25 protein-coding genes and 1 pseudogene are annotated in these 20,401 nt (G+C 72.7%); 12 read left to right on the top strand and 14 right to left on the bottom strand.

The window, feature by feature from the left end; genetic code table 11:
* The first annotated feature begins 158 nt into the window (after positions 1-158).
* Both ACZ51S_RS34165 and ACZ51S_RS34160 read left to right on the top strand, forming a co-directional pair.
* On the top strand, positions 159-656 hold the full coding sequence (locus tag ACZ51S_RS34165) for a hypothetical protein (protein ID WP_468479808.1): 498 nt from the start codon (positions 159-161) through the stop codon (positions 654-656).
* A 61-nt stretch (positions 657-717) separates the two neighbouring features.
* Positions 718-894, top strand: coding sequence for a hypothetical protein (locus ACZ51S_RS34160; RefSeq protein ID WP_467895149.1), 177 nt, complete (start codon positions 718-720; stop codon positions 892-894).
* Positions 895-909: 15 nt separating this feature from the next.
* On the opposite strand, the gene ACZ51S_RS34155 is transcribed toward ACZ51S_RS34160, so the two are convergent.
* The 5 genes from ACZ51S_RS34155 to ACZ51S_RS34135 all read right to left on the bottom strand — a co-directional run bounded on the left by ACZ51S_RS34155 (position 910) and on the right by ACZ51S_RS34135 (position 4,930).
* Positions 910-1,719 carry an alpha/beta fold hydrolase gene (locus ACZ51S_RS34155; RefSeq protein ID WP_468886426.1) on the bottom strand — a complete coding sequence of 270 codons (810 nt, stop codon included), beginning with the start codon at positions 1,717-1,719 and terminating at the stop codon, positions 910-912.
* A gap of 38 nt (positions 1,720-1,757) precedes the next feature.
* Positions 1,758-2,072: a hypothetical protein gene (locus tag ACZ51S_RS34150; RefSeq protein ID WP_468479806.1), complete on the bottom strand. Its 315-nt coding sequence runs from the start codon at positions 2,070-2,072 to the stop codon at positions 1,758-1,760.
* A gap of 135 nt (positions 2,073-2,207) precedes the next feature.
* Positions 2,208-2,795: a pyridoxamine 5'-phosphate oxidase family protein gene (locus ACZ51S_RS34145; protein WP_468479805.1), complete on the bottom strand. Its 588-nt coding sequence runs from the start codon at positions 2,793-2,795 to the stop codon at positions 2,208-2,210.
* A 132-nt stretch (positions 2,796-2,927) separates the two neighbouring features.
* Positions 2,928-3,341, bottom strand: a complete 414-nt coding sequence (locus ACZ51S_RS34140; protein WP_468963128.1) for a DUF3052 domain-containing protein — start codon at positions 3,339-3,341, stop codon at positions 2,928-2,930.
* Between the two features lie 224 nt (positions 3,342-3,565).
* Positions 3,566-4,930: an NAD(P)/FAD-dependent oxidoreductase gene (locus tag ACZ51S_RS34135; RefSeq protein WP_468479803.1), complete on the bottom strand. Its 1,365-nt coding sequence runs from the start codon at positions 4,928-4,930 to the stop codon at positions 3,566-3,568.
* Between the two features lie 348 nt (positions 4,931-5,278).
* Between ACZ51S_RS34135 and ACZ51S_RS34130 the strand changes: the two genes are divergently transcribed.
* The gene (locus ACZ51S_RS34130; protein WP_388946222.1) at positions 5,279-5,725 is read left to right on the top strand and encodes an ATP-binding protein; all 447 of its coding nucleotides are present in this window, start codon (positions 5,279-5,281) and stop codon (positions 5,723-5,725) included.
* A gap of 45 nt (positions 5,726-5,770) precedes the next feature.
* Here the strand turns inward: ACZ51S_RS34130 and ACZ51S_RS34125 are convergent, their stop codons facing one another.
* The 5 genes from ACZ51S_RS34125 to ACZ51S_RS34105 form a co-directional block, all read right to left on the bottom strand.
* Positions 5,771-6,295 (bottom strand): DUF4232 domain-containing protein, encoded by a 525-nt coding sequence (locus ACZ51S_RS34125; RefSeq protein WP_468886431.1) that lies wholly within the window; start codon positions 6,293-6,295, stop codon positions 5,771-5,773.
* Positions 6,296-6,376: 81 nt separating this feature from the next.
* Positions 6,377-7,402, bottom strand: a complete 1,026-nt coding sequence (locus ACZ51S_RS34120) for an iron-containing redox enzyme family protein (RefSeq protein ID WP_468963126.1) — start codon at positions 7,400-7,402, stop codon at positions 6,377-6,379.
* On the bottom strand, positions 7,399-7,626 hold the full coding sequence (locus ACZ51S_RS34115) for a CDGSH iron-sulfur domain-containing protein (RefSeq protein ID WP_468963124.1): 228 nt from the start codon (positions 7,624-7,626) through the stop codon (positions 7,399-7,401). Before ACZ51S_RS34115 ends, ACZ51S_RS34120 begins: the two co-directional genes overlap by 4 nt.
* A complete protein-coding gene (locus ACZ51S_RS34110; protein WP_468479809.1) occupies positions 7,610-8,281 on the bottom strand; it encodes a HemK2/MTQ2 family protein methyltransferase in 672 nt (223 codons plus the stop codon). The genes ACZ51S_RS34115 and ACZ51S_RS34110 overlap by 17 nt, the downstream gene beginning before the upstream one ends.
* Positions 8,282-8,361: 80 nt before the next feature.
* The gene (locus tag ACZ51S_RS34105) at positions 8,362-8,601 is read right to left on the bottom strand and encodes a DUF6479 family protein (RefSeq protein ID WP_388946208.1); all 240 of its coding nucleotides are present in this window, start codon (positions 8,599-8,601) and stop codon (positions 8,362-8,364) included.
* Between the two features lie 164 nt (positions 8,602-8,765).
* Between ACZ51S_RS34105 and ACZ51S_RS34100 the strand changes: the two genes are divergently transcribed.
* From ACZ51S_RS34100 to ACZ51S_RS34085, 4 genes are all read left to right on the top strand, one after another.
* On the top strand, positions 8,766-10,235 hold the full coding sequence (locus ACZ51S_RS34100; protein WP_468963122.1) for an aminotransferase class I/II-fold pyridoxal phosphate-dependent enzyme: 1,470 nt from the start codon (positions 8,766-8,768) through the stop codon (positions 10,233-10,235).
* 63 nt (positions 10,236-10,298) lie between these two features.
* The gene (locus ACZ51S_RS34095) at positions 10,299-11,345 is read left to right on the top strand and encodes a YihY/virulence factor BrkB family protein (RefSeq protein WP_468963121.1); all 1,047 of its coding nucleotides are present in this window, start codon (positions 10,299-10,301) and stop codon (positions 11,343-11,345) included.
* A 196-nt stretch (positions 11,346-11,541) separates the two neighbouring features.
* Positions 11,542-11,721 carry a hypothetical protein gene (locus tag ACZ51S_RS34090; RefSeq protein ID WP_468479797.1) on the top strand — a complete coding sequence of 60 codons (180 nt, stop codon included), beginning with the start codon at positions 11,542-11,544 and terminating at the stop codon, positions 11,719-11,721.
* Between the two features lie 206 nt (positions 11,722-11,927).
* Positions 11,928-12,206 carry a WhiB family transcriptional regulator gene (locus ACZ51S_RS34085; protein ID WP_388946196.1) on the top strand — a complete coding sequence of 93 codons (279 nt, stop codon included), beginning with the start codon at positions 11,928-11,930 and terminating at the stop codon, positions 12,204-12,206.
* Positions 12,207-12,279: 73 nt separating this feature from the next.
* Here the strand turns inward: ACZ51S_RS34085 and ACZ51S_RS34080 are convergent, their stop codons facing one another.
* Positions 12,280-12,756 carry a hemerythrin domain-containing protein gene (locus ACZ51S_RS34080; RefSeq protein ID WP_468886436.1) on the bottom strand — a complete coding sequence of 159 codons (477 nt, stop codon included), beginning with the start codon at positions 12,754-12,756 and terminating at the stop codon, positions 12,280-12,282.
* A gap of 173 nt (positions 12,757-12,929) precedes the next feature.
* Between ACZ51S_RS34080 and ACZ51S_RS34075 the strand changes: the two genes are divergently transcribed.
* The 4 genes and pseudogenes from ACZ51S_RS34075 to ACZ51S_RS34060 all read left to right on the top strand — a co-directional run.
* A complete protein-coding gene (locus ACZ51S_RS34075) occupies positions 12,930-13,226 on the top strand; it encodes an SDR family NAD(P)-dependent oxidoreductase (RefSeq protein WP_468963119.1) in 297 nt (98 codons plus the stop codon).
* A 124-nt stretch (positions 13,227-13,350) separates the two neighbouring features.
* Positions 13,351-13,713, top strand: a complete 363-nt coding sequence (locus ACZ51S_RS34070; RefSeq protein ID WP_468886438.1) for an STAS domain-containing protein — start codon at positions 13,351-13,353, stop codon at positions 13,711-13,713.
* A 194-nt stretch (positions 13,714-13,907) separates the two neighbouring features.
* A complete protein-coding gene (locus ACZ51S_RS34065) occupies positions 13,908-15,413 on the top strand; it encodes a SulP family inorganic anion transporter (protein ID WP_468963117.1) in 1,506 nt (501 codons plus the stop codon).
* Positions 15,410-15,622 (top strand): annotated as a pseudogene (locus ACZ51S_RS34060) (IS5 family transposase); the annotation flags it as partial. The gene ACZ51S_RS34065 and the pseudogene ACZ51S_RS34060, both read left to right, overlap by 4 nt.
* A 209-nt stretch (positions 15,623-15,831) precedes the next feature.
* Here the strand turns inward: ACZ51S_RS34060 and ACZ51S_RS34055 are convergent.
* Together ACZ51S_RS34055 and ACZ51S_RS34050 are read right to left on the bottom strand one after the other, a co-directional pair.
* Positions 15,832-17,277, bottom strand: a complete 1,446-nt coding sequence (locus ACZ51S_RS34055; RefSeq protein ID WP_468963116.1) for a hypothetical protein — start codon at positions 17,275-17,277, stop codon at positions 15,832-15,834.
* Positions 17,278-17,377: 100 nt separating this feature from the next.
* Positions 17,378-17,593, bottom strand: coding sequence for a hypothetical protein (locus ACZ51S_RS34050; protein ID WP_468479791.1), 216 nt, complete (start codon positions 17,591-17,593; stop codon positions 17,378-17,380).
* 218 nt (positions 17,594-17,811) lie between these two features.
* Between ACZ51S_RS34050 and ACZ51S_RS34045 the strand changes: the two genes are divergently transcribed.
* Complete coding sequence (locus tag ACZ51S_RS34045; protein ID WP_468963114.1) at positions 17,812-18,723, top strand: alpha/beta fold hydrolase; 912 nt, start codon at positions 17,812-17,814, stop codon at positions 18,721-18,723.
* A gap of 457 nt (positions 18,724-19,180) precedes the next feature.
* Here ACZ51S_RS34045 and ACZ51S_RS34040 read toward each other — a convergent pair whose 3' ends face one another.
* Positions 19,181-20,209, bottom strand: coding sequence for a PP2C family protein-serine/threonine phosphatase (locus ACZ51S_RS34040; protein ID WP_468479789.1), 1,029 nt, complete (start codon positions 20,207-20,209; stop codon positions 19,181-19,183).
* Positions 20,210-20,401 lie beyond the last annotated feature (192 nt).

The raw sequence follows: 20,401 nt of genomic DNA, 5'->3' as shown, positions 1-20,401 counted from the left end.
TTACGGCAGCCCGGTCGGCGCCTGGAACTTCTGGCAGGCCAACCACTGGTACTAAGCCGGCAACACCCCACGGCACACGAGACGCCCGCCCGGGAATCCCCGGCGGGCGTCCTCGCGTTCCTTGCGTTCCTTGCGGGACCGTACGGCAGGATGCGGACATGAAGTCCTGGGGGAAACTCGCTGAGCTGGAAGCGGGCATGGCGGAGCTGGCCACGCCGATGCGAGTGTACGCGGTGGCCGGGCGGTTCACCGAGCCGGAACCCGACCTGCCCGAACTGGGCGCCCGCGTCCGCGCGTTGCTGACCGCGGTCGCGGCCGACGAGGCCTGGCGGCGCTTCCTGCCCGGGTACGCCCCGCCGTCCGTCCCGGGGATCTGCGCCGCTCTGGAACCGCTGGAGCCGCCCGAGGCCGCCGCGCTCCTGGCCGAGGTCGCGTCCGTCGACCTGGTGTGGCCCTCCCACCGGCACCTGCCCGCCGCTGCCGCCGAGCGCGCGGCGCGCCGAGTGGTGTCCGCGCTCGGGCCGGAGGGCAGCTGGTGGACCAACCACGACGCCGGATGCGGAGCCGTGAACGGGCTCACCCCGCTGTTCGACAGCCTGCTCGCGGGTACGGACGGGGAGCACTTCGTGCTGGCCCTCCAGATCGCCGACGACTGACGGCCGTGCGTGGGGCCGCGATGCGGGGGTATACGCCCGGCACCTTCTGGAAGGAGCAGTGATGCTGGGTATAGCGGCCGCGGTCCTGTTCTTCATCGCGTTCTTGATCAACGCGGCGGAGATCTCGACGAACCACGTTTTCTCATCCGGGAACATCATGATCCTCGGCCTGATGCTGCTGGCCCTCCACGTGGCCGGCATCGGCGGTGCCCGGGGCGCCCGCGTCCGGCGCCGCTGATCACGGGAGCCCGGCTCAGGGCGCGGTCAGGAACTCCGCGATGAGTCCTCCCCACGCCGCCACGTCGGCGCGGGTCCGCGCCACGCGCAGCCGGGAGTCCGGCAGGCGGTCGGCCAGGGTTTCGGCCGTCGACCGCGGATGGCCGGGGTCGTCCCCCCAGGCGAGGACCAGGGCCGGATGGCGCAGCGCGGCGATCTCCCCGGGCGCGGGGAGGTCGCTGAGCGCGAGCCCGCGCAGTACGGAGGGCAGTACCCGCTCCGGGGGCGTCGGCGGCAGGCCGGGCACGTCCGCCACGACCGGCGGGCGGGGCCTGCCGGGCCGGGCCGACCACCAGGCGTGGACCCCTTCCCGTTCGACGGTGTCGGCGGCCTTCCGGTTTTCCCGGGCGTACGCATCACGGGTCGCCCAGGCCGTGGGCGGGATGAGCAGGACCAGCCGGGAGAATCGCTCGGGGGCGCGGACGGCCGCGTGCAGGACGGTGCCGCAGCCCATCGAGGCCCCCATGCCGTCGACGGGCGCCGTGGCCCCGAGGTGGTCGAGCAGGGCCAGCAGATCGTCCGCGAGGGCGGCGTACGTGTAGTCGGTGACCGCGGCTTCGCCGCTGGACCCGCCGTGGGCCCGGGCGTCGTAGCGGACCAGGCGCCGCCCGGCGTCCAGCACGGGTCCCCAGTCGAACAGCCCCGTCCGGTCCTCCTGCGCCCGGCTCGTGAAGCCGCCGTGGGCGTACACGGCGAGCGGTCCGTGACCGGCGTCGTCGTACACGAGCTCGGCGCCCCGGTGCCGGAAGCGGCCCTCCGTGACGGGACGCGCGGTCCGGTCGCCCATCGTCCTCCGCCGTTCCCCGGGGGTCGGTCCCGGTCCTGTCAGTGGTCGTGGCGCGCCCCCGCCTCCAGCCGGTGCGCCGGGCCCGCGGTCCGGATGGGCTGCGACGGCGGGTGGGTGCCGGAGACCGTGAAGGCGACGCCGAGGCTGCCGCACATCCGCTGCGTGCGGGCCAGCGCGCTGAGCGTGGCCGGGGTCGGGTCGCCGGCGGGCAGTTCGAGCAGGACCCGGGCCGGACGGTGGGCGGCCACGAGCGCTTCGATCCGGAGGGCCGCCGCGGCCCGGTTGGTGATGTCCAGCTCGCCCTGGATCCTGACCTTGAGCGTGTCGTGGTCGAGAACGTGGTGGATCAGCATCGCGGCCTCCGGAAGCCGGGGCGGCGCGGCGCGGGATCCGTGACGGCCGCCTTCCGCACGGCGCGAACGTACGCATGGCATCCACGATCGCACCCGCTCCCGCAGCCGGCCACCGCCGGAGGGAGGGGTGATCGCTCAGAAGTCGCCGGGCGGCAGCGGGAGGGGGAGCCCGGGCAGGCCGTCGATGCTCTGCGCGATGTGGTCCTTCTTGGCGAAGTACGCGCTCAGCGAGGCGTCGTCCTCGCGCGAGAAGCGCTTGCCGTGCAGGTCGCGGTCCTCGTCGTACGACATGAAGGGGACCCCGTATCCGCAGGAGTCACGGACGAGCTCGGCCGTCACCACGATGATCGCGCGCAGCCCGTGAAGGGTCGGGTCGATGTCGGGGAAGTGGGCGAGCAGGTCCTTGAAGCGCGGATCGTCGCGGAAGACGGGCTCGCCGCGGCCGTGCACCCGGACGATGTTGGGCGGCCCCTGGAAGGCGCACCACATGACCGTGATCCGGCCGTTCTCCCGCAGGTGCGCGATGGTCTCGGCAGTGCTGCCGGCGAAGTCGAGGTAGGCGATCCGCTTCTCGTCGAGCACCGCGAAGGAACCCTTGAGGCCCTTGGGGGAGAGGTTGACCGTACCGTCGGCGACCAGCGGGGCGGTGGCGGTGAAGAAGACCGGCTGCTGCTCTATGAAGGTACGGAGCCGGCCGTCGATGCGTTCGTAAGTCTTTCCCATGTCTAAGGATTATGTAGGGAAACCTTTCGGCTGTCTAACGATCGCATCCGCCTCGGTAGTTGACTCCCACCCCATGTGCACCGACGGGGCCGCAGGAAAGCGCAGTTGAGTCCCGGGATCGGTGCGGCGGGTTCAGGCCATGGTCCGGGAGCTTAGCGGCGCGCAGCGGGTCCCGGTCCAGCCGCCTGGCACGTCGACGGGTGCGGAGGTGTGCATTCCGGCTTCCCGCGCGCACTCCGCGATGTCCGACGCCTCGACGTGCCCGACGAAACCGGCCTGAGCCGTGAGCACCCACACCGCACCACGGTCCGTCAGGAGCCGCCGCAGGTCGCCGAGTTCGCACGCCAGGTCACCGTCCCCCTCGCGCCACCACAGCAGCACCGCGTCCACGCGGTCCTCGTGATCGTCGGTGACCAGATCGCGGCCGGTGCGTTCGGTCACGGAGTCACGGATGCCGTCGTCGACGTCATGGTCGTAGCCCAGCTCCATGACGACCATGCCGGGCTCGATTCCGAGCCGCCGTGCCGGGCCAGTCGGTGGCGTCATCCCGCACTCCTCCTTCGAGAACGGTCCCTCGACCGTCGGCACCATGGTGGCGGAACGCAGTCCGCAGCGAAGGCCGTCGCCGGACCCGGCCAAAAATGACCCGTCCCGCGGCGGGCCGGGAACACCCGCCACCGCACGTCCGGGCCCCAGGGAGGACGGCTGCGCCGCCGGGGCGCGAGCGTGCGCGCGCCGCACGGGTCACCGTCCCCCTGTCGCGGTCCCCCTCAGCCGGAGGCGCGCAGCGCCGCCGTGTGGGCCTTGACCTGATCGGCGGTCAGGTAGGCGTCGGTGTACTCGAACTCCCGCAGGGTCGGCGGCTTGGCGGAGCGGACCCCGATCCGGACGAAGTCGTCGCCGGCCATCGCGTTGAGCAGCCAGTTGGTCAGAACGCGCGTCTTGGCGACATTGGTGCGCAGCGCCGACCAGTGGTACCCGCGGGCCACCGCCTGGGCGGGGAGCCCCCGCAGCGGGATGCCCAGAGGCTTGGACACCGCGTCGGTTCCCCCGAGGTCGACGACGAGCCCCAAGTCCTTGTGCACGTACGGCCGTAGGGGCCGGCCGCGCAGCGTGGCGATCAGGTTGTCCGCGAGCGTGCGGCCCTGGCGCAACGCGTGCTGCGCCGTGGGCGGGCACACCGCCCCTTCCCGCCCCGCGGCGAGGTCGGGCACGGCCGCGGCGTCCCCCAGCGCGAAGACGCCGGGCGCACCCGGCACGGTCATCTCCGGGGTGACCAGCAGCCTGCCCCGGACGGTCTCCGCGCCGAGCGTGCCGATCAGCGGGCTCGCGGCGACTCCGGCCGTCCAGATGAGGGTCCTGCTGGGCAGCACCCGGCCGTCGGTCAGCGTGAGCTCCGTGGGGCCCGCCTTGGCGACACTGACACCGAGGGAGACCTGGATGCCGCGCCGGCGCAAGATGTCCAGGGCCGTGCGCCCCAGCGGGTCGCCGAGTTCGGGCATCAGCTTCGGGGCGAGGTCCAGCAGGTGCCAGCTGATCTGGCGGGGGTCCAGCCGGGGGTAGCGCTTCACGGCGTGGTGGGTGAGCCGCTGGAGACAGGCGGCCGTCTCCGTGCCGGCGTACCCGCCGCCGACCACGACGAAGCAGAGCCGTGCGGCCCGCTCGGCCTCGTCCTCGCTCGCGTCGGCCAGGTCGAGCTGCGAGATGACGTGGTCGCGCAGGTAGGTGGCTTCGGCGAGGGTCTTCATGCCCCGGGCGTGCTCGGTGAGTCCGGGGATGTCGAAGGTGCGGGTGATGCTGCCGGGAGCCAGCACCAGGTAGTCGTACGCGTGTTCCGTCAGCTCGCCGGTGATCTTGCGTACGAGGCAGATCTTCGCCTGCGTGTCGACGCCCACGGCGCCGCCGGGGATGATCCGGGTCCGGTAGCGGCTGCTGCGGCGCAGCGAGACCGCGATGGACTGCGGGGTCAGCACGCCTGAGGCGACTTGCGGCAGCAGCGGCAGGTACAGCTGGTAGGAGGTGGGGGTCACCAGGGCGATGTCAGCCTCCCCGGGCGAGAGCCCGCGCTCCAGCCGCCGGACGCATTCGACCCCGGCGAATCCGGCTCCCACCACGAGAATCCTCGGTCGTACCACGGTGTCCGTCCTTTCTCGGGCCTGGCAGGTTCCACCCGCGCCTTCCCCGCCGGACGCCGCTCTGCACGCGGAAACGCCCGACAGGGTGCGGAACCGTGCGTCCGCCGGGGGGTTTCGGCCGGGTGCGGACGGAAACACGCGAAGAGGCCGAACGGGCCGAACGGGCCCAAGAGGTACCGACCGGAGGAGGCACATCACCGTGGGGACCATGATCCTGCTGATCGCACCGATGCTGCTGGCGCTGCTGCTGCTCAAGGGCGGTGACCGCCACCGTGCCCGCCACCGCGCCGGCCGGGGCTGACGATCGATCCGTCCGAGTGAGGGTCCGAGTGAGGGTGAGGTGGAACCGTGGCGGTTCGCGCGGTGGGTTGGGCCCGGTCGTTCCCCGTCCACCGGGGGGTCCGTGAAGCCCGTCGGTGGTGTCTGGAGCATCTGAACACCCTGGCGTGGACCGGGGACGCGCCCGACACGGTGCACTCCATCCTGCTCACGGTGTCCGAGCTCGTGACCAACGCCCATGTGCACGCCCACAGCAGCGCCCAGCTCGTCCTGGCCTGGGACGGCAGCTGTCTGCACGTCAGCGTGGCGGACGACGATCCCGAGCTGCCCGCCCCCAGGCAGGCCTCCGACCGGGCGACCTCCGGCCGGGGGCTGGCCATCATCGACGCCCTCGCCGACCGGTGGGACGCCCACGCCTGCCACGGCGGCAAGACGATCACGGCCTGCTTCCGTCCGCCGGAGCGGCCCGCCCCGCACGGGCGGACGGACGACGACGCGGAGCCGTCCCCGGGGTGACGCGGACCGCCCGCCCCGGGGACCGCTCGGCCGGCGGTCACCCCGTCAGGGGACGGCGTCCTCGGGGGAGGTCTGCCAGTGTGTGACCACCGGCATGTCGACGGTGATGGTACCGACCGGCAGGGAGACGGGTTCGGGGTCGTCGTCACCGATGGCGACGATGATGCTCTCGAGCTCCTTGCCGTCGTCGCCCGGGGTGCTCTTGGGGTTCACCCCGGCGTAGGCGGTGGTGGCGCCGCTCAGCGTGATCCGCTTCCCGGCGGTCCGCCCGGTCGGACCCGCCTCGGTGCCGTCGGAGCCGAACGCCACGGTGGGAAGCGCGGCGGGGAGGGTGCACGTGACCCCCGGCTTGGCCTTGGCGGTGATCAGGATGTACCCGCCGGCCCGGGACTCGGACCTGGCGCTCCAGGAGAGGTCGGCGGCGCCGCAGACCCGCCCGGCCGGCTCGCGCCCGGCGCTCGCGGTGCCGCCACCGGCGGCGGCGCCCGAGTCCTGGAACCCGGTCATCAGCAATGCTCCGCCCACCAGCGCCGCGGAGGCGAGGAGGGCCTTGGGACGACTGCCGGACATGAGATTCCCCTTTCCATGGTCGGTGAGTCCGCGCGAGGCGCCCGCGCGCCTCGGTACGGCGGGTCCCGCGGTCACGACCCCCTACGAGCGCCTCTCACCCCTGAGGGCCGAACGCCCCTGGTCCCACGCGCCGCGGATGTGCGCGGCGAGGCGGTCCTCCAGCAGCAGCGTCGCCGCGCAGCCGAAGGCGACATCGGCCTCCAGGTCCGGCTCCTCGGCGAGTAGCCCGCCGATGACCTCGTGCCGTACGACCTGCTCGTGGACGGCGTCGGCCTCCACGTGTTCGGCGTAGAAGTGCTCGGCCGCCGGTCCGGCCCCGCAGCGGCGCATGGCCTTGGCCAGGCGCCGCGACCCGGGGGAGGAAGTCACCTCCACGCACGCGAAGTGCCCGACCAGGGCCCCGCGCAGGGCCCGGTGCAGGCCCAGTAGCGACATCAGGTTGACCGTGGCGAGGAGGGCCGCCGGAGCCCGGTCCAGGTAGTGGCCGTACGAGCTGTCCAGGCCGAGGTCCTCCATCAGGTCGGCGAACAGGCGGGCGTGGATGCGCTCGGGACGGCCCGCGCCGAACTCGTCGTACTCGATGGCGACCATCGCCGCCTTGGCGCGGCCGCTGAGCCGGGGGATCACCCAGGCGTGCGGGTCGGCCTCCTTCAGGTGGTACAGCGAGCGCAGGGCCGCGTACTCGCGCAGCTGCCACAGCTCGCCCTCGGTCTCCAGGTAGTGGCTGAGGCTGCCGCTCAGGTCCACGGGCTCGACGAGGAGCGGCCCGAACGCCTCCGCCACGGTCCTCGGGGCCCCGGCCGTGGAGGTCCGCAGGGCGTGGAGGAAACGGTCCTCCAGGGCGCGCCGCAGCCGCAGCAGGTCCGGATCCCATTCGAGGGTGTCGTCCACGCCCGCGAAACCGCGGTAGTGCAGCTCGTACAGCAGGTAGAGGGAGAGGTGCAGGTCCTCGCCCCACGGGTCGGCCCTCAGGACCGCCGCGGTGGTGTGCGCGGGGGCGCCGCCGCCGCGCAGCGAGTCGACCACGGCACGGGACAGCGGTCCGCGTGCCGCGGCGGGCGCGGGGGGCCCGGCGGCGTCCGGGGTCGTGCGGGCGGGGGCGGTCATCCGTCGCTCCTGTCCTCGAGCGCCGCGGTGGCGCGCTCGCGCGGGCGGTGGCTGGTGTCGCACCAGGGGTACGTACGGCTGCGGCGGCAGGTGCACACGGCGACCATGAACCGGTCCGAGCGGGCGGTCGTTCCGTCGTCCAGGACGATCTCGACCGGCCCCTCCACCATGACCGGACCACAGCGGTCCACGGACACCCGCCGGGGCTCAGGGGCGCTGGGCACGGACGATCACCAGTTCCTCCTGCTCGGCGCCCTCCTCCGCCAGGCCCTGCTGCTCCAGCCAGAGCCTGCGCGAGCGCAGCACCGGCCCCCACGGCACCGACGCCCGCTCGATGACCCGCGCGGACAGGCCTTGCCGCTCCAGCAGCTCCAGGGTCTGCCGTACCCCGCACATCCCCGAGTGCACCATCAGCAGTACGCCTCCGGGCCGCAGCAGGGCCGGGGCGGCCGCGCAGATCCGGTCGATGACGGCCCGGCCGTCCGTCCCCGCGTCCCAGGCCCGCTGCGCCCCGCCGGTGGGCAGACGGGCGTCGGGGCAGGGGACGTAGGGCGGGTTGGCGAGGACCAGGTCGAAACGGCGCCCCCGGGTGCGGGCGGCGAAGTCGCCGTGCAGGACGCGCAGCCGCAGGCGCTGGCGCCAGCCGTTCAGCCGGGCGGCCAGGACCGCGGGCCAGGCCACGTCGACGGCGGTGACCTCGGCGCCCCTGGCCGCCGCGCGCAGGGCTAGGGCGCCGGTGCCCGTGCCGATCTCGATGACCTCCGCGCCCGGGCGCAGCGGCTCCCGGGCGAGGGCGCCGGCCAGCAGCAGGGTGTCGGCCTGGGGCCGGTACACGCCGGGAAGCGCGATCAGGCGGGGCAAGGGGTCGGTGTACGTCAGTGCGGTGCTCGGCACGGGTACCTCCTGGGGGCCGGACCCCGTCGGCGAGGACGGAGCCGCGGCCGGGAGCGGGCGAGGGGTCATGGGCGCTGCGGGGCGTCGTGGCCGGCCCCGGGGTCGTCGGGCTCCCGCCAGGAGTCCTGGCGGGCACGGGCCGCGGGATTCTGGTCCGCCGGCCGTGCGCCGGGGTCACGGCGGGCCGCCGCGCGCCTGCTGCCGTACCAGAAGGCGCCGACCAGGAGCGCGGCGACGACCACGCCCGCCAGGATCAGCAGGAGGGACGGGGAACCGGAGGCCGCTAGGGCGTCAGAGGCGATCATGGGCCTGCGCCTACCCGCAATCGCCTCCCTTGCACATCACGGCTCCACATCGCTCGTGCGCGTCCCGGACGGCACCGGGACGCTCACGGGTACGCGCCACGGCACGCGGCCCGCGACCTGGGCCGTCCGTTTTCGCCCGGCGGCGAAGGGGCACACGGTCGGCCATGGACCAGTCGAAGACCCCCGTGCTCGACGCCCTGGCGGCCTACCACGCCGAGGGCCAGATCCCCTTCACACCCCCCGGCCACAAACAGGGCCGCGGTGCCGACCCCCGGGTGCGGGCCATGCTAGGCGACGCGGTGTTCGCCTCCGACGTACTCGCCACGAGCGGCCTGGACGACCGCACCGCCTCCCAGGGCGTGATCGAGGAAGCCGAGGCGCTCATGGCGGACGCCGTCGGCGCCGACCACGCCTTCTTCTCCACCTGCGGCAGCTCGCTCTCCGTGAAGTCGGCCATGCTGTCCGTCGCCGGGCCGCACGAGAAGCTGCTGATCGGCCGGGACGCCCACAAGTCCGTGGTGTCCGGCCTGATCCTCTCGGGAATCCGGCCCGTCTGGGTGGACCCCCAGTGGGACGCGGAGCGCCACCTGGCCCACCCGCCGTCCGCGGAGGCCTTCGAGGCGGCGTTCACCGAGCACCCCGACGCCCGCGGCGCGCTGGTGACCACCCCGACCCCCTACGGCACCTGCTCGGACCTCGCGGCCATCGCGGACGTCTGCCACCGCCGCGGCAAGCCCCTCATCGTCGACGAGGCCTGGGGCGCCCACCTGCCCTTCCACCCCGACCTGCCGGCCTGGGCCATGGACGCCGGAGCCGACGTCTGCGTCACCTCCGTGCACAAGATGGGCTCGGGCCTGGAGCAGAGTTCGGTCTTCCACCTCCAGGGCGACCTGGTACGGCCCGAGGTGCTCAGGAGCCGCGAGGACCTGCTCGGCACGACCAGCCCCTCCGTCCTGGTGTACGCGGCCCTCGACGGCTGGCGCCGCCAGATGGCCGAGCAGGGGAAGGCCCTCTACGGGGAGGCCCTCGCGCTCAGCGACGGGATCCGTGACCGGATCTCCCGCATCGACGGCATGCGCGTCCACGGCAGGGAGGACTTCTGCGGCCCCGGCCTGGCGGCCGACATGGACCCCCTCCAGATCATCATCGACATCAGCGCCTGGGAGGTCACCGGCTACCGTGCCGCCGACTGGCTGCGCCGCCATCACCGGGTCAACCTCCACGTCGCCGACCACCGCCGGATCAGCGCCCAGGTCACGCACGCCGACGACGCCGGGACCGCCGACGCCCTGGTGTCGGCGCTCACCGACCTCGCGGCCCACGCGCCGGGGCTCCGTACCGGACAGCCCGTACGGGTCCCCTCGCCGGCCGGGCTGCGGCTGGAGCAGGCCGTGCTGCCCCGGGACGCCTTCTTCGGGCCCACGGAACAGGTGCCGTGGGAGCGGGCGGAGGGACGGATCGCCGCCGAGATGCTCACTCCGTACCCGCCGGGCATCCCGGCCGTGCTGCCCGGCGAGCGGCTGGGCGGCGACGTGCTGCGCTACCTCCGGTCCGGGATCGAGGCGGGGATGGTCGTTCCCGACGCGGTCGACACGGAGGTCAAGAGCGTCCGCGTGCTCCGCGAGGAGGGGTGAACCGGCCGGAATTCCCTCCTCCCCGGGGGACATGAGCTCCCGGGACGTGGAAAACCGCAAGGCATGACGGATATCGCGAAGCGGGAGCGGGACGGCGGAGAACCCGAGCACGGGGCGGGCGGCGCGGGGGCCGGGGCGGGCCCCGGCCCCCGGATCGAGGAACGCGCCCCCGACGAGCCCACCGAACTGCCGAAGCGCTCCTGGAAGGCGGTGCTGCGGGGCACGGTCAGGGAGTTCGAGAACGACGAGCTGGCCGACCGCGCCGCCGCCCTGACCTACTACGGGGTGCTGGCGGTCTTTCCCGCCCTGCTGGTGCTCGTGTCCCTGCTGGGCATGGCCGGCGAGTCCACGACCCAGCAGGTACTGGACCACCTGCGCAACCTCGCCCCGGGCTCGGTCCGGGACGTACTCAGTGACGCGGTGCGGCAGTTGCAGGGCCGCAGCGGTGCCGGGTCGCTCCTGGCGGCCGTCGGTCTCCTCGTGGCCCTCTGGTCCGCCTCCGGCTACATCGGCGCGTTCATCCGCGCCTCCAACGCCGTTTACGACGTGCCCGAGGGCCGCCCCGTGTGGAAAGTGCTGCCGCTGCGGCTGGCGCTCACCGTGAGCTTGATGGTCCTCGCCTGCGCCGGGTCGCTGATCGTGGTCTTCACCGGAGGACTGGCGAGGCAGGGCGGCGAAGCCCTGGGCATCGGCGACACCGCGCTGACGGTGTGGTCGGTCGCCAAGTGGCCGGCCCTGGTGCTCCTCGTCACGATCATGACCGCGCTGCTCTTCTGGGCCGCACCGAACGCCAAGGGCCGCGGGTTCAAGTGGATCACCCCCGGCAGCCTCCTCGCCCTGGTGATCTGGATGGCCGCCTCGGCCGGCTTCGCGTTCTACGTCGCGAACTTCGCCTCGTACAACAAGACGTACGGGACCGTCGCGGGCGTGATCATCTTCCTGGTCTGGCTGTGGATCACGAACCTCGCCATCCTCCTCGGCCTGGAGTTCGACGCGGAGCTGGCCCGGCAGCGCGCCATCGCCGGCGGGCTCCCCGAGGACGAGGAGCCCTACGTCCAGCCGCGCGACACGCGCGCGTGGAGCGAGGAGGACCGCCGCCGGATGGACTGACGCGGGCCGTGCGGGCCGGCGTTCCGCTCCGGCGGAATCACCGGGGCCACCGCTGTCCGACCCCCGGCACGGACCGTGACCCGCGCCGGGCGCCACTGGGCCGGATGGACGCGCCGGGGTGCGGGCGGGCGCCCGGCATGAGGACATGGCGGGGGCGGCACACCGGTGCCGCCCCCACCGGACGATTGGAGTGACCATGCCCAAGAAGGGCCAGGACCGGCAGAAGACCCGTCAGCAGGAGCCGTCGGAGAAGTCCGTTCCGAAGAAGGACTCGGGCGCGGGCCAGCGGAAGACGCCGTCGACGTCACAGCAGGGCAAGCGCACCGGTGACACCGGCGAAGAGGGCCAGACGGGCACGGGCAGCTCCGCCATGTGACGCCGCGGACAGCTGCGCGGGGCCGGCCGCCGGCATGCGGGCGGCCCCGCCGCTGTTCCGGGCCGCCCCGGCCGCGGGGGACCGGCGGCAGGACCTTCCGCGGAACCGGATTGAACCCGCGGACGGGCATGGATGAGCGAATGCCGGTCATACGGCCGGTGGAGGGCGGTCACGGCGGACCGCCCCGGTCGGAAGGAGCCGCAGCAGTGACCGACAGCACCCGTACGGACGTACTCCTCGAGCCGCGCCACGAAGGACCCCTGGACGGACCGTGCCGCTCCGCGGAGCGGGAGGTCTTCGCCCGGGCCGCGTACGAGCACCCCGTGGCCGCCCGGGCACGCGAGGAGGCCGCGAAAGCGGTGTGCGGCGGCTGCCCGGTCCGCCTGCCCTGCCGCCGCCACGCCCTGGCCGAACGCATCCCGCACGGTGTCCGCGGCGGACTCACCCCGGACGAGCGCCACCTCCTCCTGGCACACCCCGCCTGACGCGCCCGCGCCGCGGCCGGCGCGCGGGCCGGTGACGGAACCCGGCCCGGTGCCGCCCCGGTCCCTCAGCGCCTCACGCGCTGGTCGCGCTCGGCACGGCCAGCGGATCCCGCGGGGCCTTCCCCTTCTCCTCTTCGAGCCGGGCACCGAGTTCGGTGAGCCGGTTGCGGCCCATGGCCTTGCGCACGTCGGGGAACCACTCCTGTTCCTCCTCCTCGACGTGGTGGCGGACCTGTTCCATCAGCACGCTCATCTTGGCCTTGAAACGCTCGTCGGCCGGGTCCATGCCCTTGAGCTCGGACAGCATCCACACCACCGCGTGGTGCTCCTCGATGCTCTCCAGGACGTGGTCGGTGGTGTCCGGGGCGGCTTCGCGGGCGGCCGGATAGAAGATCCGTTCCTCGATCCAGGCGTGCACGGTCAGCTCCTCGATCACCTGGTCGGCGATCCGGCGGCGGTCCGCGGTGTCGTCGTCGCCGGTCTTCTCGAACTGCTTGAAGAGCTTCTCCACCGTCTTGTGGTCGTCACGCAGCAGCACGATCGCGTCCATATGTCTCTCCACCTCACTCGGGACGGTCCGCAAACCCCCTTCCCGCCCCTCACGTCCCACCGACGCCCCGGACCGGGAAACCACCCGTACGCCGCCGAACCGGCACACCACCACCGACGACGCGGGCCCGTCGGCGGTGGCATGAAGCGGCCCCGACGGACAGGAGTGGGGGCGTGAAGGACACGGTCGTGGTGGTCACCGGGGCGTCCAGTGGGCTCGGCCGGGCCACCGCCCTGGAGTGCGCGGAGCACGGCGCGCGGGTCGTCCGGGCCGCCCGCGGCCCGCCCGCGCTGCGACGCTCGTCCCCGGGCGGCGGCAGCCCCACCATCCCCGTCCCCGGCCTCTGCCTGGCCTCCGCCACCACCCACCCCGGCGGAGGAGTCCACGGCGCGCCGGGGGCCAACGCGGCGCGCACCGCCCTGCGCACCCACCGCCTCCAGCGCCTGCGCCGACCGAGCCGACCGGGCTGACCCGAAGCACACGGGGGCCGGACACTCGGCCGGTGGCGGGAGTCGGGCCCGTCCGCACGGTGTCGCGCTGGTCGCACCCCCCAGTAGCGCCTACGGTGGCCCTACCGGAGGGAGGATGACGGGCATGCACGGCGAACGCGACGGCGGGAGCGGCAGTGCCGGCGTCGAGGTCGAGCCTCGCGACGGTACGACCGTGGTCCGGCCGCACGGCGAGATGGACCTCACCCGCGCCCAGGGATTCCGTCAGGCGCTGCTCACCGCCCTGGCCACCGAAAGCCGCCCGCACACGGTCGTGGTTGACCTGCGGCATTTGTCCTTCTGTGACTCCTCCGGACTGAACGCCCTGCTGAACGCCCGGGCGGTCGCCGCCGACACCGGTCAGGACCTGCGCCTGGCCGCTCCCACCACCCAGTTCACGCGCCTGCTGCGGATGACCGGGTGCGCGGAACTGTTCACGATCGATCCCCTTCCCCCGTCCCACGACTGAACGGGACCCCCACCGCGGCGGTACGGGTAGAGTTTCCGGCGGCGAGGACGGCTGCCGCGGTCCCGCCCGCACGGTGCCGGGGCCGAAGGCGTCCCCGGCGAAGATCCGATTCTTGCGGGAGCTTCCCGCGTCCTGCCGCACGCCCCCGGCCCGTCCGCGGCGGGTGTGCCCGAGCACGACAGGTTCCCGATCCCTTGTCTTCCGCTTCCCCGACGTCCCCCGCCGAACGACTGCGCGGTCTGCGCCCCGACTGGCTCTCCGACCCCAAGGTCTGGCGCGTCGAGGTCCTCGGGGGCCTGGTCGTCGCGCTCGCGCTGATCCCCGAGGCGATCTCGTTCTCGATCATCGCCGGTGTCGCCCCCGCCGTCGGCCTGTTCGCCTCGTTCACGATGGCGGTGGTCATCTCGGTCGTCGGCGGCCGCCGCGCAATGATCTCCGCGGCCACCGGGGCCGTCGCCCTCGTGATCGCGCCGCTGAACCGGGAGCACGGCTTCGGTTACCTGGTCGCCGCCGTCATCCTCGCCGGAGTCTTCCAGATCGCGCTCGGGGCGCTGGGCGTCGCGAAGCTGATGCGGTTCATACCGCGCTCGGTCATGGTCGGCTTCGTCAACTCCCTCGCGATCCTGATCTTCATGGCCCAGGTCCCCGAGATGCGCGACGTGCCCTGGCCCGTGTATCCGCTGCTCGCGGGCGGCCTGCTGCTGATGGTGTTCCTTCCCAGGATCACCACCGTGGTCCCGGCCCCGCTCGTTTCGATCGTCGTCCTCACCGTGATCACCGTCGCGGCCGGGATCGCCGTCCCGACGGTGGGGGACAAGGGCGCACTGCCCTCCTCCCTGCCGGTCCCCGGCCTGCCGGACGTCCCCTTCACCTTGGACACTCTGACCACGATCGCCCCCTACGCGTTCGCGATGGCGCTGGTCGGGCTCATGGAGTCCCTGATGACGGCCAAGCTCGTCGACGAGATCACCGATACCCACTCGTCGAAGACCCGCGAGTCGATCGGCCAGGGCGTCGCGAACATCGTCACCGGCTTCTTCGGCGGCATGGGCGGCTGCGCGATGATCGGGCAGACCATGATCAACGTGAAGGTGTCCGGTGCCCGCACCCGCCTGTCCACGTTCCTCGCCGGGGCCTTCCTGATGGTGCTCTGCATCGTCTTCGGACCGGTCGTCTCCGACATCCCCATGGCCGCCCTCGTCGCCGTCATGGTCATGGTCTGCTTCGCCACCTTCGACTGGCACTCCATCGCCCCCAAGACCCTCAGGCGCATGCCCGCCGGCGAGATCACCGTCATGGCCGTCACGGTCGCCTGCGTCGTCGCCAGCCACAACCTCGCCGTCGGCGTCGTCGCCGGCTCCGTCACCGCGATGGTCATCTTCGCCAAACGCGTCGCCCACCTCGCCGAAGTCACCGCCACCACCGCACCCGACGGCTCCAGCGTGGTCTACACGGTGACGGGCGAACTGTTCTTCGCCTCCTCCAACGACCTCGTCGGACGGTTCGGCTACGCGACCGACCCCGACGAGGTCGTCATCGACCTGTCGGCGGCGCACGTCTGGGACGCCTCCTCGGTGGCGGCCCTCGACGCCATCGAGACGAAGTACGCCCAGCGCGGCAAGTCGGTCGAGATCGTCGGCCTGAACGACCCCAGCGCGGACCTCCACCGCAAGCTCAGCGGCGAACTCGCGAGCCATTAGAAGCGATCCGGGTGCCCAAGCCGGGTGGTGGCCGTCCCCGGCGCAGACCGCTGCGGGCCCGTGGCGACAAGGCGTACTCATCGCGCGCCAACCGTGCTTGCCCGCGCAGACGCGGGATCCGCTGCAGCATCGCCGAGCCGGCCGACCAGGTCCGCAACCGCAAGCGCCGTGGCCGCTCCGGTGGCCGGCCGCCGGCCTTCGACCGGGAGGACTTGATCACGGCATTGGGCAGCACAGCTTTGGGGAGGGCTCATATCCGACGTAATGCCACCCGCCGCGAACACGACGTGACCGTCGAGACCAGCCCAGACCGCATCGCGGGCGGCCTCGCCAAGTGGCTAGCCGCCCGCGCTTCCCAAATGGTCTCGAAAAACCGCACGGGCGGCGAGCGGCGTGGGCGGACGTGGGCGCGACGTGGTTAGGGCATGCCGGGGGCGAGCAATGTGGCGAAGGGGATCACGTTGGCCCCGGTGGTGAGGCTGGAGATGCCCGCCCTTTCCACGGATTCCTCTTCATCCGACAGCTTTCCCTTGGAGTTGAAGGAGCTGATCACGACGGAGGACGAGGGGCCGCGTTCGCTGAGCTCTTTGAAGGCGCTGACATAGCGCGGCCTTCGTGTCATGTTGATGAGGTTGTTGTTGAAGCGGAGGCGTCCGTGATGCATTACGTAGTCATTGCACCTCCCGGCCGGACAGTCGAAGAACCGGTCGGTTCCCTCTTTCCACGAATAGATCGGCTCTTTGAACGTGCTGTCGACTCTTCCCCGGTCGGCCCTAAGGAGAGTGACGCCGACGGCGGACGCGATCGCGTCATAGTTCGCGTCCTTGGGGATCTGGACCATCGTCCTCTGTCCCCGGGTGTCGCCGGGGTTGATGCGGAGGCCTGGGTTGATGAACGGGCCCATCAGCAGTGTCCTGTGCCTCGTCGTCTTGACGTGCATCTCGGTGTCGATGTTCTGCTCGGCGTCCGTCCTCCATTCCCCTTGTTCGAGTACGGCTTTTTCCTTGTCGTACTCCGACGTGCGGCCGGCGATACGGAAGCCTGCCATCATCACGTAGGCCGGGACCGCTCCCGTGTTCTTGATGTGCATCTCGACGGGCAGATAGATGACGGTATTCCTGGGGTCGAGCGTGGCCTTTCCGTATGTGAATTTGATGTCAAAGGTGAGGTTGGTCGATGCGGGCTGGTAGACGGCCGAGTACGCAAAATTCGCCGAAGCGAGAAGGGCGGTGGTGCTCAGCCCCACGGTGAAACCCTTGGGGTGGGGGATTCCCTCCCAGGGGCGCTGACGCCAGAGCACCCACAAGGCCCACAGTGCCCAGAGGGAAATCGGCACGAAGGCCCTCAGGTAGGGCGTGTACTCGCGCTCTTGGGCCCACATGAGGAGAAAGACGCTCTCGGTGGCGACCGCGATCAGCACACCGACCAGTACCAGGGCGCCGGAGTACCTCAGCTTCCGCTTGCCCCAGTAGTCGAAAGCGGCCGCTGCCGCGACTCCCTGGACGGCGCCCGCGAACATGAACAGGAAACCGGTGATCCGCCCGGCGAAGGTGAGCCCTCCGAAGGCGTCCACCCGGCCGACGCCGACGAGCAGGACCATGGAGGCGAGCAGACCGGCGGTCATGACGGCGATGACCGTGCGGCGGCGCCACGCGCGGTCGGGCCACATGTCGCTGCCGCCCTCACGCCAGATGACGCGGGAGCGGTCGGCCAGGTCCGTGTCCCCCGGGAGGCCCGCCCGGCGGAGCTGGGTGCGGAGGTCCCGCAGCGACCACGCACTTCCGGCCGGGGAACCGTCGACGGTCACCGCGCGCAAGCCCCGGATGTCCGGTGGGTGGACGACCACGGTGGGCTTCTTGGTCATGCAGCCAGGCTCGTGTCCGCGGCACGCCCGCGCATGCCGGGTTACTCCGTACGTCGGCTCCGGGCGGCACGGGCCCGTATGCCACCGCCCCGCGACCGGCTCAGCCCGTGATCCTCCGGTTCGGCCCCGAGCCCGCCGGGCGGCTCCTTCTGCCCGGCGCCGTCCCGGCGGGCACCAGCCGCGTGCTGATGAGCCCGGCAGACCGACGTTCACCTCCCACGTGATCAGCGCGCAGCCGGCGTCGGAAGAGCCCGTAAACGGCCTGCCGGGGCCCGTACTCGCGCGGCAGATCACGCCACGGAACACCGGTCCGCACCTGCCACCGGACTCCGTTGATCAACCGCCGCCGGTTCCCGGACCTGCGGCTCGCACCTGCCGCAGCCCGGTGCGAGCTGCCGGACCGGCGTGCCCCGGCCCCGGGCGCCGGGCGCCGGACGCCAGGCCCTCCGGCGCTGCCGACCTCGTGGGACGGTGATCTTCCGCCGTCGACGAAACGCCTTGGCCGTCGGCCGGGGCCGGGCTAGGTTGGCCGCCATGCGCGAAGTGATCACGGACGACGGCAGGACGCTGGCGGTGGAGGAGTGGGGGGTGCCCACCGGGCTACCCGTCGTCTACCTGCACGGCAGTCCCATGAGCCGGCTGGCCCGACACCCCGACGACGCCCTGTTCCGTGCGGTCGGCGTCCGCCTGATCACCTACGACCGGCCGGGCTTCGGGTGCTCCACACCCTCGTCGGGGCGCCGCGTCGTCGATGCCGCCGCCGATGTGGCCGTCATCGCCGACGCACTGGGGCTCGGCCGCGTCGCGGTGCTCGGGGTGTCCGGGGGCGGCCCGCACGCGCTGGCGTTCGCCGCCGTGCATCCCGGTCGCGTCACGCGGGTCGGCGTGCTGGCGAGTCTGGCACCGCGCGACGCGGCCGGGCTGGACTGGACCGCCGGGATGAACGAGGGCAACCGCCGCAGCGCCGCCGCGGCCCTGACCGGACGGCATGCCGTCATGGAACACCTCGCGAATGTCGGAACGGCCGGGCTGCCGCCGCTGCCGGAGGTCGAACAGAGGGTCCTTTCCCGGCCGGACGTCAGCGCCATGCTGGGCGCGTCCTTCGCCGAGGCGGTCCGTCCGGGGCTGGACGGCTGGGTCGACGACGTCATGGCGCTCTTCGGCACCGGCTGGGGTTTCGACCCCGCGGCCATCAGCGTCCCGACCCGACTGTGGCACGGTGGCCTGGACACCCTCGTCCCGCCGGAGCACGGTGAATGGCTGGCCGCGCGCATTCCGTCCGCGACGCTGACCAGGCAGGCCGATGCCGGGCACGGCGGCCATTTCGACGCCACCCCCGCGATGCTCGGCTGGCTCGTCGGTGACGCGGAAGGCGCAGCTGGCCCGTCACCGATCGCCGCGCCCGGGGCCCGCAGCGGATTCGCGGCCGGGGGCACCATCGACTGAGATGGCCCTCACCAGGGGCGCGTCGGCACGCGGCAGGCCGTTTCGGGTGAGGTGAGGCGGTATGGACTACGACTTCCCGGTCACGGTGCAGCAGCTGGGGCCCACCGTGCGCGCGGCCCTGGCGGGTCAGCTCGACGTGGACAGCGGGCCGGCCCTCGCCGATGTCGAGGCGGCCCTGGACGACTCGGTCGCCGGAAGGCCTCGGCCCGCCTTCCGCCGACCGGGACGGGGCCTCCCCGGCCGAGCCGGCGCGGCTGCTGCGAGACGCCGTCCAGGACTCCGCCGCCGCTCAGCGCGCGGCGGGTTGCGGGGCCGCCGGGAGTCCGGGCGGGCAGGGAACGACGGCCTGCCACGGCGGCGGCCCGTACGAGGCCCTCCGCGCCGCTGGAGCAGGGCCCGGGCTGGCGCCGGCCCGACGCCGACGAGCCGCCGATGCGGTGACGGCCGTGTAGTGCCTTCACAGGCGTACGGCGAGGGCTGCGATGTCGTCGTCGAGCCGTCCTCTGCTGTAGCGGAGGAGGTCGCGGTGAAGGGCCGCGAGCAGTTCGCCGGGCGGCGCCGGGGGCTGCCGGCGCATCCAGGCCGCCAGCGGGAAGAACTCGCCGTCGCGGGCGCGGGCCTCGGCGATGCCGTCGGTGTAGAGGAGCAGCAGGTCGCCCGGGGCGACGTCGTAGGTGTCGACGTAGTAGTGGTCGCCGATCAGTTCCGCGAGGCTGAGCAGTGGTGCGGGCGTGGCGGGGTCGAGGACACGGAGTCTCCTGCGGTTCAGGAGCATCGGGGGCGGGTGTCCGCAATTGAGGACGTTGATGCGTCCGCCTCCGTGCGGGATCTCGACGAGCAGGGCGGTGGCGAAGCGCTCCATCGGCCCGTCGGGGGGAAAGGCGGCGTTGTAGCGGGTGCTGCTGGCGTCCAGCCTGCGGGCGACGTCGACGATGTCGGCTTCGCCGTACGCGGCTTCCCGGAAGGCGTTGACGATCGCCGCGGCCGCTCCCACGGCCGGCAGGCCCTTGCCTCGCACGTCACCGATGAGCAGCCTGACCCCGTACGGCGTCTCGACCCCTTCGTAGAAGTCCCCGCCGATGCGGGCCTCCGCCGCGGCCGCGAGGTACAGCGACTCGATCTCGACGTGTCCCAAACGGCGTGGCATGGGGCTCAGCACCACCTGCTGGGCCGCGTCGGCGACCAGCCGCACCTGAAAGAGGGTGCGCTCCCGCTGGAGCCGGACGTGGCTTCCGTAGGCGGCTGCCACGGTGACCGCGATGATTCCCGCGGCCGTCCACCACGTGCCCAGATCGGGGAAGACGAAGCTGAGCCCGATCATGAGGATGAGGCAGACCGTCCCGAGGAGGACGGTGGGGAGGACCGGCCACATGGCGGCGGCCAGAGCGGGCGCCGCCGGCAGCAGGCGGCTGAAGGCCATCTCCGGCGGAGTGTTGTAGGCCAGGGTGGCGATGACGACGGTCAGGGCGATCGGCGACAGCCGCACAAGTCTTCCCGGCCCGGGGCGCCGACGGAGCCGCGGCCGTCCGGACTCGATCACACTTCACAGTATCTGCCCGACGGGGGCACGGCGCTCTGAGGAAGCACCCCGCGTCCGGGCCTGGAAGTGACCGGGGACACGCATCACAAAGGTGCCGGACGGATACGGGGGGTGAGGTTCGGGGGGTGGGGCGGTGAG

It is taken from the genome of Streptomyces sp. NPDC034043 (genome assembly GCF_055575675.1).
The sequence above is the reverse complement of the archived record's forward strand: the minus strand, read 5'-3'. Positions and strand labels throughout refer to the sequence as shown.